The organism is Ensifer sp. 22521, assembly GCF_052044795.1.
Lineage (GTDB): Bacteria > Pseudomonadota > Alphaproteobacteria > Rhizobiales > Rhizobiaceae > Ensifer.
The window spans coordinates 49,745-70,798 of sequence record NZ_JBQENM010000029.1; the positions used below are offsets into that span (position 1 = coordinate 49,745).

Here is a 21,054-nt window from a genome sequence, read left to right on the forward strand (position 1 = left end):
GCGTTCAGCTCTGCGTTATAATGCAATCATCGCAACCGCTGCGAACGCCATGGGTGCGAAATGGTATCCTAGCCCGATTGGATCTGAGGAATATATGGGCCGCCTGTGCACTCCGGCCACGGTTGCCGCAAGAGCGTGAGCAGTACGAGCTGAGCGTTGCCGGTCCGAATTTTCGGCGCTTCTTCGGTGGCCCCTTCCAGCAGCACCTATCTCGTCATCATCGAAATGGGCCGGCCGGATGACCCGGTCGGGCTTCATCCATCAGGCGTCTCGCCTGGCGTCGTTCTGCGGGTCTCGTCCAAGGCTCCCTTGGCACCTTCGATCGCGCCTTCGGCGGCGGCGTCCGCCGTAGCCGCGAGATGGTCGCGCACGCGGTCCGAGGCCGCACCGGCGGTAACATCCTCCAGCGCCGTTGCAGGCAGCGCTGCTCCAATGGCTGCACCGATCGCAAACGCAAGCGCGCCACCCACGAGAGGCTGGTCGCGAAAGTTCTTGAGAATGGCAGCGTTCAGCTGTGCTCCTTGAGTTTGAGCGATCTGGCGGACACCTCGAGCACTGTCCGCCGCCGAGCGGCCGGCTTCTGCAATCGTTTCGGAAATGCCGCTTGCTGCGCCCTTCATCTCTCGCCAGGTAGCCGACCCCCAGCCGGAGGCTTCGTCGAACAACCTTCCCGTTTCATCACGGATGTCCTCGATCGGTGATCCGGATGCGTCGGCGAAGCCGCGATAGACGGCGCCACTCGGATCCACGAAATGACCGGCCCTGTAGCCGGCCGCATCGGTTCGGGCGCGAAAGCGACTGCCTCCCTGATCTTCGAAATGGCTGTATCGTTCTCCAAAACTTGCCTCGACCGGCCCAATACGCCGAAGACTTCCGCTCACGGAAGCGAGTGGATAGCTGTCTACACCGTTATCGGGGGCCGAAGCTTGAGGTGCACGGGACGCAGGATCCGCAAGCAGCCACGCAAGGCCGATGCCCGTCAGGGCTACCGGAATGGGGTTCGACTTCATCGCGCCGCCGAGGTTCTTGAGAAATTCCGCTCCTCCGCTCCTCCTCGCATAGTCAAGAAACTCATCCATCAATTCGCCAGGCGACATCCGTTCCTGGATGGCGTGAAGCTTTTCTTCGATCCTTTGGCGATCGGCTTCGATCTCGCGCTGCAACTCAGCAGGCGAATGCGTGTCCACGGTCATCGTACTGTCTCCTTAGCCACTTCGAGGTCACGATGGAGGGACGCCGTCGTTTTGTCGAAGCGCACGCTGCGGTTTCCGAGCCTGGCGAGGCTACGCGAGATCATCACCCATGCGAGAAGACCCACGACGAGACCGACGACGGCCGCTGATAGGGCATCAGCGTTCGCTTCCTGCATTCCTTGCGCAATGAGGAAGGCGCCCAGCCCTTGCACGACCGCGCCCAAGAGTACACCCACGGCCGCTATTGCGAAGATAAGCCCAACGACAAGCGTCTCGATGCTGCCGATAGCCCGATTTAGATTCTCGCCTGCCTCGGCCTTCGCGAGATCGATTTCCTTTCGAAAAAGCCCGGCTATGTCTGTCACCAATCCTGTCATGAGGTCGGATAAGGAGCGGTCATCACGAGGGTCAAGCATCGCGCAATTCCTTTTCAAAGTCCCAGTCGCCTTCCTTGCCGTGTGTCGCGGTGGAATTCGGTTGGGCAACATTCGGGGTGATGTGGGATCGTTCGGCCGAGGCAGACAGGAATCGGCTTGCCGCCAGTCCAGCAATTGCTGCGATTCCGAGAAAGGCCAGAGGCTGCTTTCGCCCGAAATCTTCCGCCATAGCCGCTATTTCGCCCAGTTCTCGGTTTTCACAATCGCGCGCCAACCGTCCGATCGACTGCCCAATGTGCTGCGTGTACCGCCCAAGCGCCGGTTGTTCCGACTGGCGAAGCTCGGATCCGACCTTTTCCATGGCGCCTGCTAGACCGCGCAGTTGGCGGGCCAGCGCGCTCTTTTCTTCATCCACGGCCCGCATTGCGGCTGTTTTCGCTTGATTGGCTTGCTCATCACCGGCTGAGTTTTCATTCGTCTGGCTTTCATCCAGGCACCCGGCAGAGCGGTTTCCAAGACCTTCCGAGTATCGACCGCCCTCCTCGGACGGTGAGAAACCTTCCTGTTGTTGTGGTCTGCGGTCCTTTGGGTCGTCGATCATTTGCGCCTCCTCTTCGATCAGACGCGAGCCCGATCCATTGAACTTCAAACCAGCGAATATGATCCTTGTTCCTTTGATACGGGCGCAGTTCGGATTGTTCGACGAACCCCGACTTCAAGGAGCTGTAAACCCTCGGTTCCTATGGGAGCTTGGCGTGGAGCGAGGGGCGTCGGCCCGCACTCGCGGCGGGCAGGAATTGCCAACGAGTGCCTATTTATCTCGTGGTTGCGTGAGGTCGCTACGGGTGGCGCCAGTCTTGCTGCCCGCTTGGGTGTGACCGCTGCAGCCACGGTAGGTTCGAGCGGTGGGCGGCTGTCCCTTCCCAAATGGAGTGACGGCGTTGACAGGGCTAGTTGAGAACCCGCACAGTGCGGGTACTTGGGTCCGCCAGCACTGGCCGGTTGTCAACGACGACATAGCGGTAGGTGATGTCCGGCGCGTCGATCGTGTGCAGTTCCACTATCTCGGGAACCGTCGAGCCGACATTCAGCTTCACTCCTGGGAGAATGACCGAAGCAATCGGCTTCTTTTTCACGTCTTCGCGAACGACCGTTTCCTGCTCTGACGTGAAGGTTCCATTTTCAAATACAATAGAGACAAATTGGCCAAGGAGGCCGCTCTTTTTGTACACTTGAGTTGGATGAACGCCGCGTCATTGCGCGGATGATCAGGCCACCATTGACCGCCCTTTATGCCGCCTTGAGCGCTGACGGGTAAGCGGCTTGGATGACCAGCACTGTCGCGACGGAGAGCCTTGATGGATTTGCCGAACCTAGAAAATCCGCTACTGGCGACCTACGCCACCGCGGCCAGCCTGATGATCCTGAAGGCGGTCGCCATGTCGTGGCTGACGGTCTGGCGCATGATGCGGGAAAAGGGCGGCTTCCGCTCGCCTGAGGATCTACGCAAGACACCGCTCAACCCCAATCCGGACCCGAGGCAGCTTGAGCCCAACGAGCGGGTCGAGCGTATCCGGCGCATACACCAGAACGATCTGGAGAACATCCCCTTCTTCCTGGTCGCCGGTTTTCTCTTCGTGCTGACCGAACCTTCACTGTGGCTGGCGCGGCTGCTGCTCTACGGCTATGTCGTCTCCAGATTACTGCACTTCGCGGCCTACTATTCGGCACAGACTCACGACATGCGCGCCAAGCTCTGGACAGTCGGCTCGCTCCTCCTGATTTTCATGACGGGGTGGACTTTGGTCGCGGCGCTCGCCTGAACCAGAACCGCCTCGCTGGCCGCCATGGCCACCCCGTCATTCTGGTCGAATGCCGACGCCGACGCTGGCCGGTGAATTCCTGGTTGCTGACCAACACCGTGCGGCACAGATCCGCACCTGTAGGCGGAACTAGTGAGCATGCCCAACCTTGCCATTGTCGTTTATGCATGGGTTTTTGTGGCGGGGGTCTCCGTGCCGCTAATTTACATTCCTAAGTTTCCCCAAGTGTATTCCCACCGACCCTTCCATCCATCCCGAACAAGGCGAGGGCTAAGTGGCGCTGGTCGCGAGGCCACCTCTCAAGAAGCCGTCGGTCATGATCCTCCACTAACTATGCCGCGCAGGAAATCAGTACCGCTTAAAAGAGGCGGCGCTTACGAGGCGGCGGTCGCCGCGCTAAAAAAAACTTCGGCGAAAACATGGAAACCCGCTGGCCGGCGCAGACGGTCGAGTTAATGTGGCGCGTCCGTCCACTTGTCACCGAGCCAGTGTCGAAATAGCCTCCATCCTGGGAGCGAGCATCGAGTGGATACCAATGTCGTCATTGTCGGCGCCGGGCCGGCTGGCCTCGCGGTCGGCGCCTGCCTAAGACGGGCGGGGCTCGATTTCTTAATCCTTGAGAAGGCGCATGAGATCGCGCCTGCCTGGCGGCGCCATTACCGGCGGCTGCACCTGCATACGGTGAAGGCGTCCTCCTCACTGCCGCACGTGCCATTCCCGAAAGACTATCCGCGCTACGTGCCGCGCGAAAAGCTGGTCACCTATCTCGACGACTATGCCGAGCGTTTCGAGCTCCGACCGCGCTTCGGGGAAAAAGTCAACTCCATCCGCCGCGAGGACGGCGGCTACCTGGTCGAGACCGAAAGGGACACTTTCCCCGCGCGCCACGTTGTGGTCGCGAGCGGCAAAAATTCTGAGCCCTTCGTTCCCAGCCTGCCCGAGATCGAGGCTTTCAAGGGCAGGCGGCTGCATAGCGCTGATTACAGCGAGGCCGCGCCCTTCACCGGCCAGTCGGTGCTGGTTGTCGGGATGGGTAACACCGGCGCCGAGATTGCGCTCGACCTTGCCGAGTGCGGCGCTCGCCCGACGCTGTCGGTACGAAACGGCATCCACATCGTGCCGCGCCAGCTGTTCGGCGTGCCGATCCAGAACATCGCTATCGCCACCCAATCGCTGCCGCAAGCGGTGAACGACAGATTGTTCCCCATCATCCTCGACCTCGCGCTGGGCAAGCTCGAAAAATACGGCATCGCCAGGCCGCAGCAGGGCATTCTTGAGCAGGTCAACGCCGGACGCATCCCGGTCATCGATGTCGGCACGGTGAGAGCGATCAAGTCCGGGGACATCAAGGTGGCACCAGACATCAAGCGTTTCACCGAGCGCGGTGCCATTTTCGTTTCCGGCAGGCACGCGGAGTTCGACAGCGTCATCCTCGCCACCGGCTACCGGCCGGGTTTCGAGAAGTTCCTGCCGGCGGCATTGCGGCCCGGCAAGAGCGGCATCACTCGCCAATCCGCCGAGCTCGGCCTTTATCTCGTCGGTTTCCACAATCCGGTCACCGGCCTGCTCAGGGAGATCGGTAGGGAGGCGGCCGCAGTGACCGCTGATATCGAGCGGCGGAGCAGCACAAAGTGAAGGTGGCAAATTGTCTGCAATGGTTGTTTCGTCCGCGCGCGCCCCAAACTTGAGTGTTCTTTCGCCTGTGCTAGGTCGGGATTCCAAAAACAATCCCAGTTAGATGGAATTACCGGCTGCAATCACTCACCTACCTCCGGCTGCGACCTGGCAGGCTTCTTGCCGACTGATTATGCACGTGTGATTATGCTTTATTTTTGGGCAATTGTGCATTATACGACAGTTATGCGATGCCGTTCCTCCCAAGCGCATCGCCGGGTATCGCGTCCCGATATAGCCTGTCGCTGATGCATCGGAGCCAGGCTTTCTTTTTCAACGGAAGTCGACTTCGAAGAACAGCATCCGCAGGGAGTGTCCCAAGGCATCGCCCACGAAGCTTGCCGCGCCTCTGATCGTGCGGACGGCCGGCATCCGCGAAGGTGAAAGGGTCGAAGTCGCAACATGTCGATGATGTCGCACCCGATGCATCTCCACGGGTATCATTTTCAGGTCGTCGACATAGGCGGAAAGGCCTTCAACGGCGCGGTGCGGGACACCGTTCTCGTGCCACCGATGGGGAGCGTGAGCGTCGTGTTCGACGCCAGCAATCCGGGCCGCTGACTGCCATCACTTCTATCACATTGCATCGGGAATGATGTCCTTCGTCGCCTACGTCTAACCAGGATACGCGGGCCCGCCCTCCGCGACAAAGAGCTGCCTCGCACTATCTCCGTTATAAGCGAGTACCATTATGGAAAAATCCCATGGACGACCATAAGCATCACCACCAACATGAAGGTCACGAGCACCATCATCCCACCAATCAGAATGCGACGTCTTCCGAGGCCCCGGACAAACAGGGCCCACAGCAGGAGGGCGTGATCTACACTTGCCCAATGCATCCGCAGGTACGCCAACTCGGCCCCGGCAACTGCCCGATCTGCGGCATGACGCTCGAGCCGGAGGTCGTCACGGCCGACATGGGTCCAAGCCCGGAGCTTGTCGACATGCGGCGGCGGTTCTGGATCGGGCTGGTTCTGACATTGCCCGTGCTGGCGCTCGAGATGGGCGGTCATCTCACCAATCTGCACATGCTGCTCGGCGCGCAGACGTCGAACTGGCTCCAACTCATTCTGGCGACCCCGGTCGTCCTTTGGGCCGGCGCTCTCTTCTTCGATCGGGCCTGGCAATCGCTCGTCACCCGGCACCTCAACATGTTTACGCTGATCGCCATGGGTACGGGCGTCGCCTGGGTCTACAGCGTCGTCGCAACCGTGACCCCCGACCTGTTTCCGGGAACATTCCGATCCAGCGAAGGAGCGGTTGCGATCTACTTCGAGGCGGCCGCCGTCATCACCGTGCTGGTGTTGCTCGGGCAGGTGCTCGAACTGCAGGCGCGCGAGCAGACAGGCGGTGCGATCAGGGCGCTTCTTGATCTCGCGCCGAAGACCGCCCGCCGCATACGCCGCGATGGTACTGATGAGGATGTGGAGCTTGAGGCCGTCGTCGTTGGCGACAAGCTGCGCGTTCGCCCTGGCGAGAAGGTTCCGGTCGACGGTACTCTCCTCGAAGGCCGCAGCTCGGTCGATGAATCCATGATCACCGGCGAGTCGATGCCCGTCACCAAGGAGATTGGGGCAAAACTGATCGGCGGCACGATGAACCGGACGGGCGGCTTCATCATGGAGGCGGGCAAGGTCGGCCACGACACCATGCTGTCCCGGATCGTCCACATGGTCGCCGAGGCGCAGCGCTCCCGGGCCCCGATCCAGCGGCTCGCCGACGAGGTCTCCGGCTGGTTCGTGCCGGTCGTCATCCTGATTGCCGTCATTGCCTTCGCGACGTGGATGATGATCGGACCGGAGCCGCGGTTCGCCCACGGACTGGTCGCAGCCGTGGCGGTGCTCATCATAGCCTGCCCCTGCGCCCTCGGTCTCGCCACGCCGATGTCGATCATGGTCGGTGTCGGCAAGGGTGCGGGGGTCGGCGTGCTGATCAAGAACGCCGAAGCTCTCGAACGCTTCGAGAAGGTCGACACGCTGGTGGTCGACAAGACCGGAACACTGACCGAGGGCAAGCCGAAGGTCACCGAAATCGTCGCCGTGAACGACGTATCTGAAGCCGAGTTGCTGCGACTGGCCGCCACGCTCGAACGGCCGAGCGAACATCCGCTCGCAAGCGCCATCGTCGATGCCGCCAACGAGCGCGGAGTGAAACTCGGGATAGCCGAAGACTTCGACAGTCCGGTCGGCAAAGGCGTGACGGGCATCGTCGACGGCTTCAGGCTCATCATCGGCAGCCACCGGATCATGTCGGAGGAGAAGGTGGACGTCTCTGCGCTGTCGCGGAAGGCGGAAGACCTGCGTGGCGAGGGAGCAACCGTGATCTTCGCGGCCATCGACGGCCGCCTGGGCGGACTATTTGCTATTGCCGATCCGATCAAGGCTACGACACCGACTGCGGTGGAGGCGCTGATCAGGGACGGGGTCCGCGTGGTGATGCTCACCGGCGACAACAAGACTACCGCCAGTGCGGTCGCCCGCAAGCTTGGGATCACGGAGGTCGAGGCGGAAGTCCTGCCCGAGCACAAGAGTGAGATCGTCGCCCGCCTGCGCAAGGAAGGCAGGATCGTCGCCATGGCGGGTGACGGCGTCAACGACGCCCCAGCCCTTGCCGCCGCCGACGTCGGCATCGCCATGGGAACCGGGACCGATGTCGCGATCGAAAGTGCGGGCGTGACCCTGCTCAAAGGCGATCTGCAGGGCATCGTGCGCGCGCGGCGCCTCAGCCACGCGACCATGGCGAACATCCGGCAGAACCTGTTCTTCGCCTTCATCTACAACGCCGCAGGCGTACCCGTAGCGGCGGGGGTGCTCTATCCCGCCTTCGGGCTGCTGCTGTCGCCGATCATCGCTGCCGCCGCCATGGCGCTTTCGTCCGTCAGCGTGATTGGCAATGCCCTGAGATTGAGGAGCGCACGGATATGATGTGGGATCGCAGATGGATTTTGTTTGCCGCTTCGCTGGCAGTGATTGCCGCATTCTTCGTACTTCGCGAGCACTGGCAGCACGTGTTGGGTCTCACGCCCTACCTGCTACTGCTTGCGTGCCCTTTGATGCATCTCTTCCATGGACATGGGCACGGCGGGCATCGCCATGACCGTGGAAGCCACCCGACGGAGCCGGGGGACATCACATGAGCTACGTTCGCTGGGCAGAATCCGTCACCGATGTTGCTTCCCCCGAGGCGCTTTTCGACTTCCTCGATGACCAGGCCGCCCTCGCTTCACACATGGGGAAGCCGTCGATGATGATGCTCGGCGGACGGATGTCATACGCGCTCGACGATTCTGCCGGACGCGCTGTCGGATCCCGCATCGATACGAGGAAGCGTACTCGGACTGAAGCTCACAGTGGAGGAGGTGATTGTCGAACACCGGCCTCCGGTCAGCAAGGTCTGGGAGACACTGGGACGGCCGGACCTCCTTGTCATCGGAGCCTACAGGATGGGATTCGAGGTCCATGGATCCGGTGGTGGTTCCCCGGCTACGGGTATTCATCAACTACGACGATCCGGCAACGGTGGCGGGCAGAATTATCGGCCCGCTCCTCGGGCCCATCTATGCACGCTGGTGCGTCACGCGGATGGCCCGTGACGCCGCCAGCAGGTTCCGGCAGTGACCCACGGGAGGATGCCTCTCTGAGCATCCTCGCGATCAAGCTATCGAGGACTCATTTGGCGTGTTCCTTGACCCAGGCGCTCATCTCCTCGATTTCCTTCTTCTGAGCGTCGATGATCTTCTGGGCCATCGACTTGGCCTGCTCGTCATCACCGTATTTCAGCTCGACCTCGGACATACTGATCGCGCCTATGTGATGGCCGATCATCCCGCAGATGAACGCGACATCAGGATCCTTCGCCATCATTCCCTGCATCATGGCCGGGTGCATTTTCTGCATGGACTCCATCATCGCTTTCTGATGCTCGGCCATTTCGCCCGTCTGCATGCCGCCTGGCATCTTCATGTCGCCACTCATCGAAGATGCCGATTTGCATGCGTCCGGCATCGCCATCTGAGCCGACGCCGTTTCGGTCGCTACGAAAAGGATGGCTGTCCCGGCGACTATGAGCTTAAGCAAGCTGTTCATTGTACTCTCCATGTTCGGAAGGACGTGTGTTTCAGATCGGAAGAATGCTGGTCTTGGGCGGCGGATGAAGCACCCGGACGAGCAGGAAAGCCTTAGCCTGCACTGCAAGCGGGCTGCGAAGATGTGGGGGGCGAATCTTCGCCGCACACACGAAATCCACCAGCACCGCACAGCACTGAGATTTTGTGGAGCAGCCCGGCGGCGAGGCAAAGTCGGAATCGTGATGGTCAGGCTCCGTGACGGAGAGGCAAGGGCGACCGACATGAACGGTGGCGCCCTGTGGGCCGTGCAGACTGAGAATCCCAAGGCAGAGTGCACCGATTAAGATGACCTGGAGTGATACTCGCAAGGCAGGCATGGGGCGCGTTCCCTTCGAGCCTACAATCCGTCTGCCGATCAAAAGTTCCGGGCCGGAACGGGCGGCTTGTGGATCGGCTGGTTGTGGATGTCCCGCGACGCACACCCGAAATGGAACCTACGAGCGGTCGCACGGTTTCGAGGACGTTCGGAACAAGTGAGCGGAGGAGGTCGCGATGAACGACCAAACAGGCAGCCAATGCAGCATTGGGAAGGGACCGCCTTCGCGGCAACATGGTTCTCAGTGTGTCGCGATGTACTTCGTGATGTTCTCCATGATCGACGGCTGGGCGACCTGCCCTATCAGAAAATGGTGTCAACCGAATTGTGGGCAACCCCGCACAAGCCGTTCACATTCGTCCGTTGATGGCCATTGAACAAAGACCTAGGTCATTTCGAACTGCGGCGCATCGAACCAACGAACCTAGTTGCCGTTTCGACGCTTCCCGCCTTTCTTGGTAGGTCTCCTTGAGGTTGTACTACTCAGAAAATGCGCGTCGCCGCCAAAAGATGCATTGAATCAGGAACCTAGGCGGACTTGCACAACGCACAGCCGAACAGAGCTAAGTCATTGAAAAATGATTCGTTTCGAGTCGGAACGATTCGCCGCCGAATAACTTGAATCGCTTGATTGTGGTGGAGTGTCGGTGTCATGGCTGGTCCAAGAGCGAATTGGAAGGGTTATATCAAATTCGGAGAGGTCTCCTGTCCGGTGGCGCTCTATACGGCCGCCTCCTCATCCGAGCGCATCGCCTTCAACACGCTCAATCGCAAAACCGGCAACCGGGTTAAACGCGAGTTCATCGACAGCGAGACCGGCGATCCGGTGGAGCGTGAGGATCAGGTCAAGGGCTATGAAGTCGAGAATGGCCAATATGTCGTGCTCGAGCCCGAGGAGGTCGCCGCGGCTATCCCGGAGAGCGACAAGACTCTCAGGATCGAGGCCTTTGTTCCCTGCTCGCAGATCGACACGACCTATTTCGACAAGCCCTATTATCTCGCGCCCGACAAGATGGGCACGGATGCCTTCCTGCTGCTGCGGGACGGCATGAAAAAGCAAGGGGTCGCCGCAATTGCCCAGACCGTGCTCTTCCGACGGATCCGCACCGTGCTCATTCGCGCGCATGGCAAAGGCCTGATCGCCTCGACGCTGAACTTCGACTACGAGGTCCGCTCGTCGGAAAAGGCATTCGAGGAAATCCCGAATCTCAAAATCGAGGGCGAAATGCTCGAGCTCGCCGAACACATCATCGGAACCAAGAAGGGCACCTTCGATGCCAGCACGTTCGATGATCGCTACGAGGCCGCGGTCGCCGAACTGGTGAAGGCTAAGATCGAGGGCCGCACGTTGCCGAAGAAGAAGGCGCCGGTCGCCTCCAAGCCGAGCGATCTACTGCAAGCGCTTCGCGAAAGTGCCGGGCTGGGCGCCAAGGAGACGAAGCCGAAGCGCGCGGCCGCCAACGCCAACCGCGGCGCCGGCCGCCAGAAGGCAGCAAAAACTGCCGCGAAGTCGAAGCGGGCCGCGCCGCCGGCGCGTCGCGCCGGCTGATCGGAGGGTGAGTTATGGCCATCCGCCCTCACTGGAAAGGCTATCTAAAACTTTCGCTCGTCACCTGCCCAGTGCAGATGATGCCGGCGACATCCGAAAGCGAGAAGGTCCGTTTTCATACCCTCAATCGCCAGACCCAGAACCGCGTCGTCAGCCATTATGTCGACTCGGTCACCGGCAAGGAGGTGAAGGAAGAAGACGAGGTCAAAGGCTATCAGCGCGGCGAGGACGAATACATCATTCTCGAAGACGAGGAACTGGAGAACGTGGCGTTGGAGAGCACCAGGACAATCGACATTTCCACCTTCACGCCACGCGACAGCATTGAGTGGATCTGGCTCGACACGCCCTATTATCTTTCCCCTGACGACCCGGTCGGCGAGGAAGCATTTTCGGTCATCCGCGACGCGATGGAAGCCCAGAACATGGTCGGCATTTCCCGGCTGGTGATCTCGCGGCGCGAGCGCGCCGTCATGCTGGAGCCACGCGGAAAGGGTATCGTGCTCTGGACGCTGCGTTATGGGGACGAGGTTCGCGATGAGGATAGCTATTTCGAGGCGATCGGCGATGGGAGAGCCGATTCCGAGATGATGCCGTTGGTCCAGCAACTGATCAAAAAGCAGACGAAGGACTGGAGTGCGAAAATGGTAGCCGACCCTGTCCAGGAGCGGCTGCTCGATATCATCGCCGCCAAGAAGAAGACGCTGAAGAAGCCGGCCAAAGGCAAGGCCAAACCGCAGCCGTCGTCGCCAGCCAGCAACGTCGTCAATATCATGGACGCCCTGAAGAAATCGGTCGCGGCCGAAAGGCGGGGCGGCAGATGAGCCGCCGCACCAAGCCGCTGCTTCAGGACGAACAGCTTTTGAAGTCGAAACCGGCCCGGCCGCGCGATCCAGCGCAACCCCATCTTCCGTTCGATCCGATGCCCGAGCGCATCGAGCCGTGCCTGGCCCTCCTGAAGACCGTGCCGCCCAAAGGTCGAGATTGGGCCTTCGAGGTAAAATGGGACGGCTATCGTCTGGCGATCCACATCGAGCCCAAGGGCGTTCGGATCATCACCCGCGGCGGTCACGACTGGACGCACCGTTTTCCGGCGATCGCCACGGCAGCACGAAAGCTGGGCGCAGGAACGGCCATTCTCGATGGCGAGGCTGTCGTGCTCGATGAGAAGGGGCGTTCGGATTTCGGGGCGTTGCAGCGTTCGCTTGGCGGACGCGGCGGGAAGCGGTCGTCGACAGAGTCGGTGTTCTTCGCTTTCGATCTTTTGTATTTCGACGGCCACGATCTCACACGAACCGAGCTTTCCGTCCGCCGGCATCTGCTCGATGATTTCCTCGACGGCGCCACGGGCGCGATCCAGCTATCGGAGGAGATGCATGGCGATGGCGCAGCACTTCTGGCAAATGCCTGCTCGCTTGGGCTCGAGGGCATCGTTGCCAAGCATCGGGATCAGCCCTATCGCTCGGGCCGTACAGGCGACTGGCTGAAGATCAAATGCGTCCAGAGCGAAAGCTTCATGATCGTCGGCTACGAGCAGTCCGCCGTTGCACGCGGCGGCATCGGCAGCCTGCTTCTCGCCGGTCGCAAGGGGCATGACTGGGTCTATGTCGGCTCAGTTGGCACCGGGTTTAAAACCAAGGATGCCGAAGAACTGCGCGCCAAGCTCGACAAGCTGAAGACCAAGCGGCCGGTCGTACCGCTCAAAGCCAAGGACGTGGTGTTCGCCCAGCCGACATTGATTGCCGAGATTGAGTTTCGCGGGTGGACCCATGACGGCAATTTGCGGCACGCATCCTTCAAGGGCCTGCGCGAGATCCAGGATAATGCCGCTGTCTTCGACATGAACGAGAAGCCACCCGGCTGAAAAAGACCGGGCGCTTAACCCTTGCGGGGAGCGCCCGGTCGGAGCCGGACGACCGTTATCCGGTCATGCGGCAGGTCGGTGGTAGCACCCTCACGCGGGCGTGGCTCGGATGTGTCCTTCGGTTCCATGCCCATGTCACATCCCCTGGCAAACACGGTTCATAGATCACGCTGACCGACTTGATTTTCCGAGCCGCTTGATCGCCTGCTCAAGCGGACGCTCGCCGTCGCAATAGTCCTGCCAGGCCGAGGTTTTCGCAAGCAGCGCCGGCACGGTGCGGACGGTAAATCGCTTCGGGTCGAGATCGGATTTCACCTGCGTCCAGGTCAGCGGCATCGAAACCGTGGCGCCGGGCCGCGCGCGCGGTGACAGCGGCGCAACGGCCGTCGCCATACGATCGTTGCGGAGATAGTCGAGGAAGATCCTGCCGCCCCTCAGGCTCTTGGTCATCTTGAGGAGATAGAGATCGGGCTTGTCGCGCGCCATCTGCTGACAGACGTCGTGCGCGAAGTCTTTGGCCTCGGTCCAGGACAGCGGTTTGCGCTTGTTGACGGCAAGAGGCGTGACGACATGCAGTCCCTTACCGCCGGTCGTCTTGCAGAAACTGACGAGGCCGAGTTCTTCGAGCCGGGCGCGCATTTCACGCGCGGCCGCGACCACGGTCGAGAACGGCACGTCGGGCCCGGGATCAAGGTCAAACACCAGGCGGCCGGGTACTTCCAGCTTGCCGGGGTCGCAATTCCACGGATGCAGCTCGACACCGCCGATCTGGGCGATCGCCGCCAACCCCTCGATCCGATCGATCTGCAGGTAAGGCTTCTTGTCGCCGAAGACTTGCACCAGCTCAAGGAGGTTGGAGGTGCCGGGCATCGCATGCCGCTGGAAGAACTGTTCTCCGCCGATCCCGTCGGGCGCCCGAATGATCGAACAGGGCCGGCCCTTGATGTGCTCGATCAGCCAGACGCCGACCGCCTCGTAATAGCGCGCCAGATCTTCCTTGGTGACGGGCTCGCCATCACCAGCGTCCGGCCACAATGGCTTGTCCGGGTTGGAAATGAGGACGCCCATGACCTCTGCCTTGGCGCCTTTGCGCCGGACGGGTCTGGCGCTGGCAGCCGTCGCAGGCTCGGGCGTGTCGGTTTTACCGGGAGATGCCGGCTTCTCGACCTCGACCTCCTTCGCCGGCTTGTCCTCGCGCAGCCCCTTGAACGCTGCCTGACGGACGAGGCCATCTGCCGTCCACCCTTCGAATTCGATTTCGGCGACCAGCTCGGGCTTCAACCAGACAACTTCGGCCTGCTTCTTCGGAGCGCCGATACCCGTAAACGGCGATCTCGCCGTCTCGATCGCCTTCAGTTTCGGTAGCAGCATCTCGACTTTCCTGGCGCCGTAGCCGGTTCCGACACGACCGACATAGACGAAGTGTTCGCCACGGTGGACGCCGACGAGAAGAGACCGGAACTTGCCGTTGGTTTTGGCGTAACCGCCGATAACTACCTCATGGCCGGCGCGGCATTTCGACTTCGCCCAGGTTTCGGTGCGGCCCGATTGATAGGGCGCATCAATCTGCTTGGAGATGACGCCCTCGAGATGCAGCTTGCAGGCGGACCGCAGCACCGCGTCGCCGCCGGATTCGAAATGTTCGACATAGCGGATGCGGGGATCGTCAGTCGCCCCATTGAGCAGGCTCTGAAGCCGCTCCTTTCGCTCGACCAATCGCATCGACCGCAAGTCCTCATCGCCGTCGAACAGCAGGTCGAAGGCGAAGTAGACCAAATTGCCGGTCGTTCCCTCCGCCAGGGCCGCTTGCAGGGCCGCAAAATCAGGAGCGCCGTTCTCATCGAGCGCGCAGATCTCGCCATCGATGATGCAATCGGGCAGTACGGAAGCAGCCTCCGCAATCTCGAGGTATTTCGCTGTCCAGTCCAGACCCTTGCGGGTCTTCAGCGTCGCCTTGCCATCAGCAACCCGCACCTGAATCCGGTAGCCATCGAACTTAATCTCGTGCAGCCAGTCATGGCCGGCCGGTGGCCGGTCAAGCTTATCGCAAAGCTGCGGATCAATGAACTCCGGCAGGTCGGCGGGGATAGAAGTCGCAGCCTTCAACCACTTCTTACGCTGGTCGGCCGCGAGGCCATGCTTGCTGTCCCAGACGGCGTCGGCCTCGACACCTGCATTCGCCATCATGAACGGGCGCGGTTTTCGTCCCTTGCCTTCGGCGATCTGCTCCATGCTGCGGCCGGAGGCAACCGAAGTGGCATTTTCCTCAAGGATCGCGGCGCCGTTCGCCTCGACGGAATGATCGTCGTGATGCTTAATCAGCAGCCAGTTGGTCCTTTTTTCGCGGTCGCGGTCGTTGCGCATCCGGACCAGAACGAAGCTGCCGTGCAGACGCTTGCCCTCGAGCGTGAACTTGAGGTCTCCCTTCCTCAAGGCATCTTCCGGCGACTTCCTGCCTTCCGGCTCCCAATAGCCACGGTCCCACAACATCACCGTACCGCCGCCGTATTGGCCCTTGGGGATCGTGCCTTCGAAGTCACCATAGTCGAGCGGGTGATCTTCGACCTCAACCGCCAGCCGCTTGTCGTGCGGGTCAAGGGAGGGGCCCTTGGTCACGGCCCAGGACTTGAACACCCCGCCGAGTTCGAGCCGCAGGTCATAGTGAAGACGGGTGGCATCGTGCTTCTGGATCACGAACCGCCGGCGACTGGAAGGCTTGACGTGGGCCTCACCGCTCGGTTCGCTGGTCTTCTGGAAATCGCGCTTGGCACGATATTTCGAGAGATTGTCGGTCATGCTCAGTGCCTCGATACACGGAGCGCGCCGGCGTCACCGAGACTGCGGACGGTGGCCACGTCGCTGGATGCGATATCCGCCGAGGCCTCGATCTCGCCTGCGGCCGGCATGTCACTTGCCGACGCAATGAAGACGTCAGGCCTCGAGATGCAGTGTTGAACGAAGTGTTCGTCGGCAAGATCTGCCGCTTCTCGGGTTTGGATAGTCGCTCTGATCGCAGTGTTGCTGACGTCGGCCATTCGATGTCTCCTGATATGGTTTTATTCAGGGGCTCATTTCAGCGGTTGCGTTTTTTCCAGTCCCGATACGGCGCCAGCAACTGACCCGGAAAGCGCTTTCCGATTTCTTCCTCGATTAATCCAATCCGCGACAGCACCTCATCGCGTTCCGTGCCTTCAACGGATTCGCTTGCAGCCTCCAGATCGTTCATGACAGAAAAAACCTCGTCCTCTGTCATCGCTGTAAGCCGGGCGGCAAATTCTGCGACGGGGATGTTGTTGAAGTTCGTCATGAATAACCTCCAACCTTCCAAACCATAAATCTTGATGTCGGCTCGAAGTTCCAACGAGGCGGGAAACCATTAGGGGCGCGGGAGGTTTTGCGCCTTGGCTCAAAGGCGGTTTTCGTTGGCTCGTCGCAGCCGAAGGGCCGGCACAGCCGGCGCTTCGGCGGGTCTGCCCCGCTGTTGACGCATTTCGCCCTCGATGTGCTTTTGGCTATCGCTCGCGTCCGCCTGCTGGGTCTCGATACGACGCCGCTTCAGCCCGGAACTCAACATTCTCCACCGTCCGGACACTGTCGCCGGCGCAAGCAGTTCGGTCATTGGGAGTGTGATCTCATTCGGTTTCGCAAGAAGAATTCGGGAAGGCCAATGTGACGTCGCTGTTGAGCGGGGCAGCCGCTTTGCGGTATTCCAGCGCAACACGACCGTCAGTCGCGGCTTGGACGGGCTGATCCAAGCTCGGCAGTCCCTGTCCCATCTCGCCCGCCGGTCGATTCCCTTTGACAGCGGCACGGAACTCACCGAGTGGCCCTATCTGCGGGGCGACGTCCGGCGGCGACGCTGGACAACGGAACTTAAACTGCAGATCATCGAGGAGAGCTATGCCCCAGGGGAGACGGTTTCCTCTGCGGCTCGGCGGCATGGAGTTGCGCCAAACCTTCTCTATCGCTGGCGTCGCACTGAACTGGGCATAAGAGCTTGCTGCAGACAATCATAGACACCCAGCGGGACATCTATCTCGCCTTCGCGGAGCATCAAATCCTTCGCGAATGGCGGCGGCTGGAGTGCCTTCCTCGCGTTCCTACCGATGGGGATCGTCTTTGGCGCAGTGCATGCGTTGACACCGGGCCACAGCAAGGCTCTGCTCGCCACCTATCTGACCGGGTCGTCAGCCGGGCTCACACGCGGGCTCACGGTTTCGATCGCGCTGTCGGTCACCCACGTTACCATGGCCGTCCTCATCGCGTTGTTCTCGCTACCACTGGTCTCGGTCATGCTCGGAAGCGCTGGTTCGGCCCCGCTGCTTGAGGACATAAGTCGCGGTCTGTTGGGAGTGATCGGAGCCTGGATGCTCTGGAGCGCATTGTTCCGGCCACCACATTTTCACGGCGAAGGAGAACACGTCGCCGTCGGTCTCATGGCGGGCCTCATCCCCTGTCCGCTGACACTCTTCGTCATGACCTTCGCCATGTCCCGCGGTGTCCCCGAGGCAGGCATCATGTTTGCAATCGTGATGATGACCGGGGTCGCCTTGACGCTCTCCGGCGTCGCGCTGGCAACGGTGTTCTTCCGCACGCGATTGGCGAGCCTGCTCGCCACGCGGCATGAACTTCTAACCAAGATGTCGAAAGCCGTGGAGGCCGCCGCAGGCACAATTCTCGTTGCCGTTGCAGTCCACGAGATCATAGCGCGTTGAACGAACTGTTACCTTCGTAATGGTATCATCGCACCATATCGGGTGGGATCTTCCGGAGCCATTAGGGTTTGTGGGGCAACCTCGTGCGCGAAGGGGTGGATGGCGGCCTGCACCGTGGCAGAGTGAGGAGCCATTTTCTTCAAAGTTAAGAGCATTTTAGCGTGTCTTAACTTGGGATCGGCGCCGACATTTGATCTTGTTGTCTCGCAACCCCGAGCAGCCATTTGTGAAACATCTGTCCAAACGGCTTTTCGAGAGCAGCGCGGTCCCAGGCCAGATAGTAACTCTCCGGCAGTTTCATACGAATATCGAAGGGAACAATCAGGGTCCCGGACGCGATCTCGTCCTTGACCATGGAAACCTGGGCGAGGACGAAACCCCTGCCGTTTACGGCCGCGTCGATGGCACTGCTCGACAGAGTAAAGGAGAGACCCGAGAATTTCTGGCCGCCATCGGCGTTGACCAACGCCGCCCAGTCATTCCATTGCGGCGAAGCCTTGTAGTCATCCTCCCACTCCACGTTGAGGAGGGGAAACTTCAGGATATCGCGCGGAGTTTCGAGGCTGCGTCCCGCGATCAGCGTTGGCGAGCAAGCCGGAACGATCCAGTCCGTAAACAGATTGGCCACATGTTCGTGGACATAGGACCGTCGACCGTAGGTGATGCGGAAATCCACCTGCTCGATACCGATGCGGGGCTCCTGCTCCTGGCCGAGGATGCGCACGCTCGATTCCGGACAGAGTAATTGCCAGTCGAAGATTTTGCGATTGACCCACTTGTTGGCGACCGACGTCAGCGCACTTAGAACGATGCTGGTCTCATTCCTGGCGCGGGTGAGGACGTTCGCGGCATGGGAGAGTTGCTGAAAGCCTTTCGCGACCTCGCGATAGTACAGCCGTCCCCATGAAGACAGTTCAACCCGCCGCCCGCGGCGCTCCAGCAATGTCAGGCCAAGACATTGTTCCAGGTTTCGGACCAGTTGGCTCACGGCGCCGGGCGAAACGCCGAGATCTTCAGCGGCGGCACTAACCGAGCCACATCGACCGATTGCTTCAAAGGCCTGCAAGCCCCGCAACGACGGGTTCGGCATCGCACAACTCTCCTCGTCCAGCCACTCCAATTTAGATTTTCTAAAAAAGAACGCAGGCGTTGGCAACTTGTTGGCACAAAGAAAACGTCGAACATTCGCTTAACAAAACGCAAGGAGAGCGAAATGTTTCTCAAGAATGCCTGGTACGTTGCAGCCTGGGACCACGAAGTCGGCCGCGAGCTGAAGCCCATTACGATACTCGGCGAAAACATCGTCCTTTACCGCAAGCAGGACGGTCGGGCCGCCGCCCTCGAGGATGCCTGTCCTCATCGGAAATTGCCGCTCTCCATGGGACGCATCAAGGGTGACGACGTGGAATGCGGCTACCACGGCCTCACCTTCGACTGTTCTGGAACCTGCACGCGGGTGCCAGGCGCCGAGCGCATTCCGCACGTCGCCAAGGTGCGCTCCTACGCGGTCCATGAGCGCTACGGGCTGCTCTGGATCTGGATGGGCAATGCCGCTCAGGCGGATCCGAAGGATATCTTCGAAGTCGAGCATTTCGGTGACCCCGCGTGGGGCATCAATCGCGGCGAGTCGATGACCCTCAACTGCAATTACCTCTACATGACGGACAACCTGCTCGACCCGTCCCATGTCGCCTGGGTCCACCAGTCGTCCTTCGCAAGCTCTGCCTGCGAGGAAACGCCGCTTGAGACGACCGTGAAGGACGACGGCGTCACCGTCTGGCGCTGGATGATCGACTCGGAACCGGCCCCGTTCTATGCGCCCTTCCTGCAGTTTAAGGGCAACACCGACCGCAAGCAGCACTACGAGGTGCGCTATCCGAGCAACGCGATCATCAAGGCGATTTTCGCGCCCGCCCATACGGGTGGCGAAGGCAGCGTGCTTCCTGAGAACACCTTCCTCATGGACAGCTACAACTTCATGACCCCGGTCGATGAGAACCGGACCAAATACTACTGGTTCCAGATGCGCAACTTCGCGCCTGATGACGAAAAAGTATCGGCGAGCTTTGCCAAATCCGTACGCGGCGCCTTCGAGGAAGATCGCGTTGTCCTGGAGGCTGTCCATTACGGAATGGCCAACATGCAGACGCCGAACCTCGACCTGAAGATCGATGTCGGTCCGATGCGCTTCCGGCGCAAATTGGCCCAGCTGATTGCCGCCGAAGCGCAAGCCGATCCGACAAGCGCTGCTGCTGAATAGGGTTTGATCCGGATGTTCGATGCCGCGGCCTCACGCTTCCGCCCCTTCGAAGTCGTCTCGAAGGTACGCGAAAGCGACACCATCACGTCATTCCGTCTCGCCCCTGTCGAGCCGCAGCACTGGCGGTCATTCGAGCCGGGACAGTTCCTGACGATCCGCGTACCCGGCCGCAAGGGCGGACATGTCCTGCGCAACTACACCGTCTCTTCCTCGCCCCGCGAGGAGGGTACGTATCGGATCACCGTGAAGCGAGAGGCTGCCCCTTCGCCAGGCGTGCCGGAGGGATTGAGCTCCTGCTGGCTCCATGACCAAATCGAACCCGGCGCCCTCGTCGAGATCGACCCGCCGCGTGGCGCATTCAAGCTCGACAGCGCGAGTTCCCGGCCCGTGGTGCTCCTTTCCGGCGGCGTCGGGTTGACCCCGACAGTCTCGATGCTGGATGTGCTGGCACGGGAAAGCGACCGCCGCGTCTGGTTCATTCATGCCTGCGACAGCGCCGCCGTCCATGCCCTGCGGGCAGAGGTCGAGGATTTGGCCGCCTTGAGGACTGGCATCACTCTGCACTTCTGCTACCGCCAAGCCGCAAGCAGCGACCTCGAGGCTCCCCTATGCCATTCGACGGGTTTCCTGACGCGCGCCACGCTTCAGGGACTTCTCCCGCTCGACGACTACGACATCTACATGTGTGGGCCACCGCCCTTCATGCGGGCCCTTTACAGCATTCTGATCGACCTGGGGGTGCGCAAGGAACGCATCGCCTATGAGTTCTTCGGGCCGGCGAGCCTTCTATCGGAGACGGGGCAAACCACGGCGCGACGTGCCGTGACGCGCACTGCCGAACCAACCACCGGGGGGGATGGCTTGCACGTCGTCCTTCAAAAGTCGGGCCAAAGTCTGACCTGGGATAGCGGGAGCGAATCCATCCTCGCCTTCCTGGAGGCTGAGGGCATCGAGCCCGAATTCTCCTGCAGGGCTGGGGTATGCGGGACCTGTGAACAGGGTCTCGTCTCGGGCGAAGTCGACTATTTCGAGGAACCTCTCGACGAGGTGCCGGCAGACCGCGTGCTGCTTTGCTGCACCCGACCGAAATCCTCGATCGTGCTCGACCTCTGACCGCCCAGAACAAGAGGCTGCGGCCTGAACCAGGCTGTCCA

19 protein-coding genes and 3 pseudogenes are annotated in these 21,054 nt (G+C 60.9%); 12 read left to right on the forward strand and 10 right to left on the reverse strand.

Annotated features, from left to right (window positions below):
- Window positions 1-254: 254 nt before the first annotated feature.
- From ACTJKE_RS30545 to ACTJKE_RS30560, 4 genes are all read right to left on the reverse strand, one after another.
- Window positions 255-1,193: a DUF3618 domain-containing protein gene (locus tag ACTJKE_RS30545; RefSeq protein ID WP_440637376.1), complete on the reverse strand. Its 939-nt coding sequence runs from the start codon at window positions 1,191-1,193 to the stop codon at window positions 255-257.
- Window positions 1,190-1,609 (reverse strand): phage holin family protein, encoded by a 420-nt coding sequence (locus ACTJKE_RS30550; protein ID WP_113515017.1) that lies wholly within the window; start codon window positions 1,607-1,609, stop codon window positions 1,190-1,192. Before ACTJKE_RS30550 ends, ACTJKE_RS30545 begins: the two co-directional genes overlap by 4 nt.
- Complete coding sequence (locus ACTJKE_RS30555) at window positions 1,602-2,171, reverse strand: hypothetical protein (protein WP_058329502.1); 570 nt, start codon at window positions 2,169-2,171, stop codon at window positions 1,602-1,604. Before ACTJKE_RS30555 ends, ACTJKE_RS30550 begins: the two co-directional genes overlap by 8 nt.
- A 349-nt stretch (window positions 2,172-2,520) precedes the next feature.
- The gene (locus ACTJKE_RS30560; RefSeq protein ID WP_440693412.1) at window positions 2,521-2,763 is read right to left on the reverse strand and encodes a DUF1236 domain-containing protein; all 243 of its coding nucleotides are present in this window, start codon (window positions 2,761-2,763) and stop codon (window positions 2,521-2,523) included.
- Between the two features lie 165 nt (window positions 2,764-2,928).
- Here ACTJKE_RS30560 and ACTJKE_RS30565 point away from each other — a divergent pair, with 165 nt between their 5' ends.
- The 5 genes and pseudogenes from ACTJKE_RS30565 to ACTJKE_RS30585 all read left to right on the forward strand — a co-directional run bounded on the left by ACTJKE_RS30565 (window position 2,929) and on the right by ACTJKE_RS30585 (window position 8,206).
- Window positions 2,929-3,393 carry an MAPEG family protein gene (locus ACTJKE_RS30565; RefSeq protein WP_058329483.1) on the forward strand — a complete coding sequence of 155 codons (465 nt, stop codon included), beginning with the start codon at window positions 2,929-2,931 and terminating at the stop codon, window positions 3,391-3,393.
- Window positions 3,394-3,918: 525 nt separating this feature from the next.
- Entirely contained in the window at window positions 3,919-5,028 is a 1,110-nt protein-coding gene (locus tag ACTJKE_RS30570; protein ID WP_058329484.1) for a flavin-containing monooxygenase, read from the forward strand.
- 438 nt (window positions 5,029-5,466) lie between these two features.
- Window positions 5,467-5,686, forward strand: a pseudogene (locus tag ACTJKE_RS30575) (multicopper oxidase domain-containing protein); the annotation flags it as partial.
- Window positions 5,687-5,771: 85 nt separating this feature from the next.
- On the forward strand, window positions 5,772-7,994 hold the full coding sequence (locus ACTJKE_RS30580; RefSeq protein ID WP_058329485.1) for a copper-transporting P-type ATPase: 2,223 nt from the start codon (window positions 5,772-5,774) through the stop codon (window positions 7,992-7,994).
- A complete protein-coding gene (locus ACTJKE_RS30585; RefSeq protein ID WP_058329486.1) occupies window positions 7,991-8,206 on the forward strand; it encodes a DUF2933 domain-containing protein in 216 nt (71 codons plus the stop codon). The genes ACTJKE_RS30580 and ACTJKE_RS30585 overlap by 4 nt, the downstream gene beginning before the upstream one ends.
- A 532-nt stretch (window positions 8,207-8,738) precedes the next feature.
- Here the strand turns inward: ACTJKE_RS30585 and copM are convergent.
- The gene (gene copM / locus ACTJKE_RS30590) at window positions 8,739-9,155 is read right to left on the reverse strand and encodes a CopM family metallochaperone (RefSeq protein ID WP_082663724.1); all 417 of its coding nucleotides are present in this window, start codon (window positions 9,153-9,155) and stop codon (window positions 8,739-8,741) included.
- A gap of 1,009 nt (window positions 9,156-10,164) precedes the next feature.
- Between copM and ku (ACTJKE_RS30595) the strand changes: the two genes are divergently transcribed.
- Genes ku (ACTJKE_RS30595) through ligD (ACTJKE_RS30605) form a run of 3 tightly spaced genes read left to right on the forward strand, consistent with a single transcriptional unit; the run spans window position 10,165 to window position 12,925 of the window.
- Window positions 10,165-11,061 carry a non-homologous end joining protein Ku gene (ku, locus tag ACTJKE_RS30595; protein ID WP_440637369.1) on the forward strand — a complete coding sequence of 299 codons (897 nt, stop codon included), beginning with the start codon at window positions 10,165-10,167 and terminating at the stop codon, window positions 11,059-11,061.
- A gap of 14 nt (window positions 11,062-11,075) precedes the next feature.
- Window positions 11,076-11,885 carry a non-homologous end joining protein Ku gene (gene ku / locus ACTJKE_RS30600; RefSeq protein ID WP_440637367.1) on the forward strand — a complete coding sequence of 270 codons (810 nt, stop codon included), beginning with the start codon at window positions 11,076-11,078 and terminating at the stop codon, window positions 11,883-11,885.
- Complete coding sequence (gene ligD / locus ACTJKE_RS30605; RefSeq protein WP_440637365.1) at window positions 11,882-12,925, forward strand: non-homologous end-joining DNA ligase; 1,044 nt, start codon at window positions 11,882-11,884, stop codon at window positions 12,923-12,925. The genes ku (ACTJKE_RS30600) and ligD (ACTJKE_RS30605) overlap by 4 nt, the downstream gene beginning before the upstream one ends.
- Window positions 12,926-13,090: 165 nt before the next feature.
- Here ligD (ACTJKE_RS30605) and ligD (ACTJKE_RS30610) read toward each other — a convergent pair whose 3' ends face one another.
- The 4 genes from ligD (ACTJKE_RS30610) to ACTJKE_RS30625 form a co-directional block, all read right to left on the reverse strand.
- Window positions 13,091-15,721, reverse strand: a complete 2,631-nt coding sequence (ligD, locus tag ACTJKE_RS30610) for a DNA ligase D (RefSeq protein ID WP_440637363.1) — start codon at window positions 15,719-15,721, stop codon at window positions 13,091-13,093.
- A gap of 2 nt (window positions 15,722-15,723) precedes the next feature.
- Window positions 15,724-15,960 (reverse strand): hypothetical protein, encoded by a 237-nt coding sequence (locus ACTJKE_RS30615; RefSeq protein WP_440637361.1) that lies wholly within the window; start codon window positions 15,958-15,960, stop codon window positions 15,724-15,726.
- A gap of 38 nt (window positions 15,961-15,998) precedes the next feature.
- Window positions 15,999-16,232: a hypothetical protein gene (locus ACTJKE_RS30620; RefSeq protein WP_058329494.1), complete on the reverse strand. Its 234-nt coding sequence runs from the start codon at window positions 16,230-16,232 to the stop codon at window positions 15,999-16,001.
- Window positions 16,233-16,331: 99 nt separating this feature from the next.
- Window positions 16,332-16,544, reverse strand: a complete 213-nt coding sequence (locus tag ACTJKE_RS30625; protein ID WP_440637359.1) for a hypothetical protein — start codon at window positions 16,542-16,544, stop codon at window positions 16,332-16,334.
- Window positions 16,545-16,716: 172 nt separating this feature from the next.
- On the opposite strand from ACTJKE_RS30625, the pseudogene ACTJKE_RS30630 reads away from it, so the two are divergent.
- Both ACTJKE_RS30630 and ACTJKE_RS30635 read left to right on the forward strand, forming a co-directional pair.
- Window positions 16,717-16,911: pseudogene (locus ACTJKE_RS30630) on the forward strand (transposase); the annotation flags it as partial.
- An 11-nt stretch (window positions 16,912-16,922) separates the two neighbouring features.
- Window positions 16,923-17,640 (forward strand): annotated as a pseudogene (locus ACTJKE_RS30635) (HoxN/HupN/NixA family nickel/cobalt transporter).
- 166 nt (window positions 17,641-17,806) lie between these two features.
- On the opposite strand, the gene ACTJKE_RS30640 reads toward ACTJKE_RS30635, so the two are convergent.
- Entirely contained in the window at window positions 17,807-18,730 is a 924-nt protein-coding gene (locus tag ACTJKE_RS30640; RefSeq protein WP_058329496.1) for a LysR family transcriptional regulator, read from the reverse strand.
- Window positions 18,731-18,853: 123 nt separating this feature from the next.
- Between ACTJKE_RS30640 and ACTJKE_RS30645 the strand changes: the two genes are divergently transcribed.
- Window positions 18,854-19,900 carry an aromatic ring-hydroxylating dioxygenase subunit alpha gene (locus tag ACTJKE_RS30645; protein ID WP_058329497.1) on the forward strand — a complete coding sequence of 349 codons (1,047 nt, stop codon included), beginning with the start codon at window positions 18,854-18,856 and terminating at the stop codon, window positions 19,898-19,900.
- 12 nt (window positions 19,901-19,912) lie between these two features.
- Window positions 19,913-21,013: an FAD-binding oxidoreductase gene (locus ACTJKE_RS30650; RefSeq protein ID WP_058329498.1), complete on the forward strand. Its 1,101-nt coding sequence runs from the start codon at window positions 19,913-19,915 to the stop codon at window positions 21,011-21,013.
- Window positions 21,014-21,054: the final 41 nt, after the last annotated feature.

Excerpts from the sequence above, each read along its gene's own strand:
- ku (WP_440637367.1), top strand. The coding sequence starts at position 11,076 with ATGGCCATCCGCCCTCACTGGAAAGGCTATCTAAAACTTTCGCTCGTC.
- ACTJKE_RS30555 (WP_058329502.1), bottom strand. The coding sequence starts at position 2,171 with ATGATCGACGACCCAAAGGACCGCAGACCACAACAACAGGAAGGTTTC.
- ACTJKE_RS30625 (WP_440637359.1), bottom strand. The coding sequence starts at position 16,544 with ATGACCGAACTGCTTGCGCCGGCGACAGTGTCCGGACGGTGGAGAATG.
- ACTJKE_RS30585 (WP_058329486.1), top strand. The coding sequence starts at position 7,991 with ATGATGTGGGATCGCAGATGGATTTTGTTTGCCGCTTCGCTGGCAGTG.
- ACTJKE_RS30615 (WP_440637361.1), bottom strand. The coding sequence starts at position 15,960 with ATGGCCGACGTCAGCAACACTGCGATCAGAGCGACTATCCAAACCCGA.
- ACTJKE_RS30620 (WP_058329494.1), bottom strand. The coding sequence starts at position 16,232 with ATGACGAACTTCAACAACATCCCCGTCGCAGAATTTGCCGCCCGGCTT.
- ACTJKE_RS30645 (WP_058329497.1), top strand. The coding sequence starts at position 18,854 with ATGTTTCTCAAGAATGCCTGGTACGTTGCAGCCTGGGACCACGAAGTC.
- ACTJKE_RS30545 (WP_440637376.1), bottom strand. The coding sequence starts at position 1,193 with ATGACCGTGGACACGCATTCGCCTGCTGAGTTGCAGCGCGAGATCGAA.
- ligD (WP_440637363.1), bottom strand. The coding sequence starts at position 15,721 with ATGACCGACAATCTCTCGAAATATCGTGCCAAGCGCGATTTCCAGAAG.
- ku (WP_440637369.1), top strand. The coding sequence starts at position 10,165 with ATGGCTGGTCCAAGAGCGAATTGGAAGGGTTATATCAAATTCGGAGAG.
- ACTJKE_RS30565 (WP_058329483.1), top strand. The coding sequence starts at position 2,929 with ATGGATTTGCCGAACCTAGAAAATCCGCTACTGGCGACCTACGCCACC.
- ACTJKE_RS30640 (WP_058329496.1), bottom strand. The coding sequence starts at position 18,730 with ATGCCGAACCCGTCGTTGCGGGGCTTGCAGGCCTTTGAAGCAATCGGT.
- ACTJKE_RS30550 (WP_113515017.1), bottom strand. The coding sequence starts at position 1,609 with ATGCTTGACCCTCGTGATGACCGCTCCTTATCCGACCTCATGACAGGA.
- copM (WP_082663724.1), bottom strand. The coding sequence starts at position 9,155 with ATGAACAGCTTGCTTAAGCTCATAGTCGCCGGGACAGCCATCCTTTTC.
- ligD (WP_440637365.1), top strand. The coding sequence starts at position 11,882 with ATGAGCCGCCGCACCAAGCCGCTGCTTCAGGACGAACAGCTTTTGAAG.
- ACTJKE_RS30650 (WP_058329498.1), top strand. The coding sequence starts at position 19,913 with ATGTTCGATGCCGCGGCCTCACGCTTCCGCCCCTTCGAAGTCGTCTCG.
- ACTJKE_RS30580 (WP_058329485.1), top strand. The coding sequence starts at position 5,772 with ATGGACGACCATAAGCATCACCACCAACATGAAGGTCACGAGCACCAT.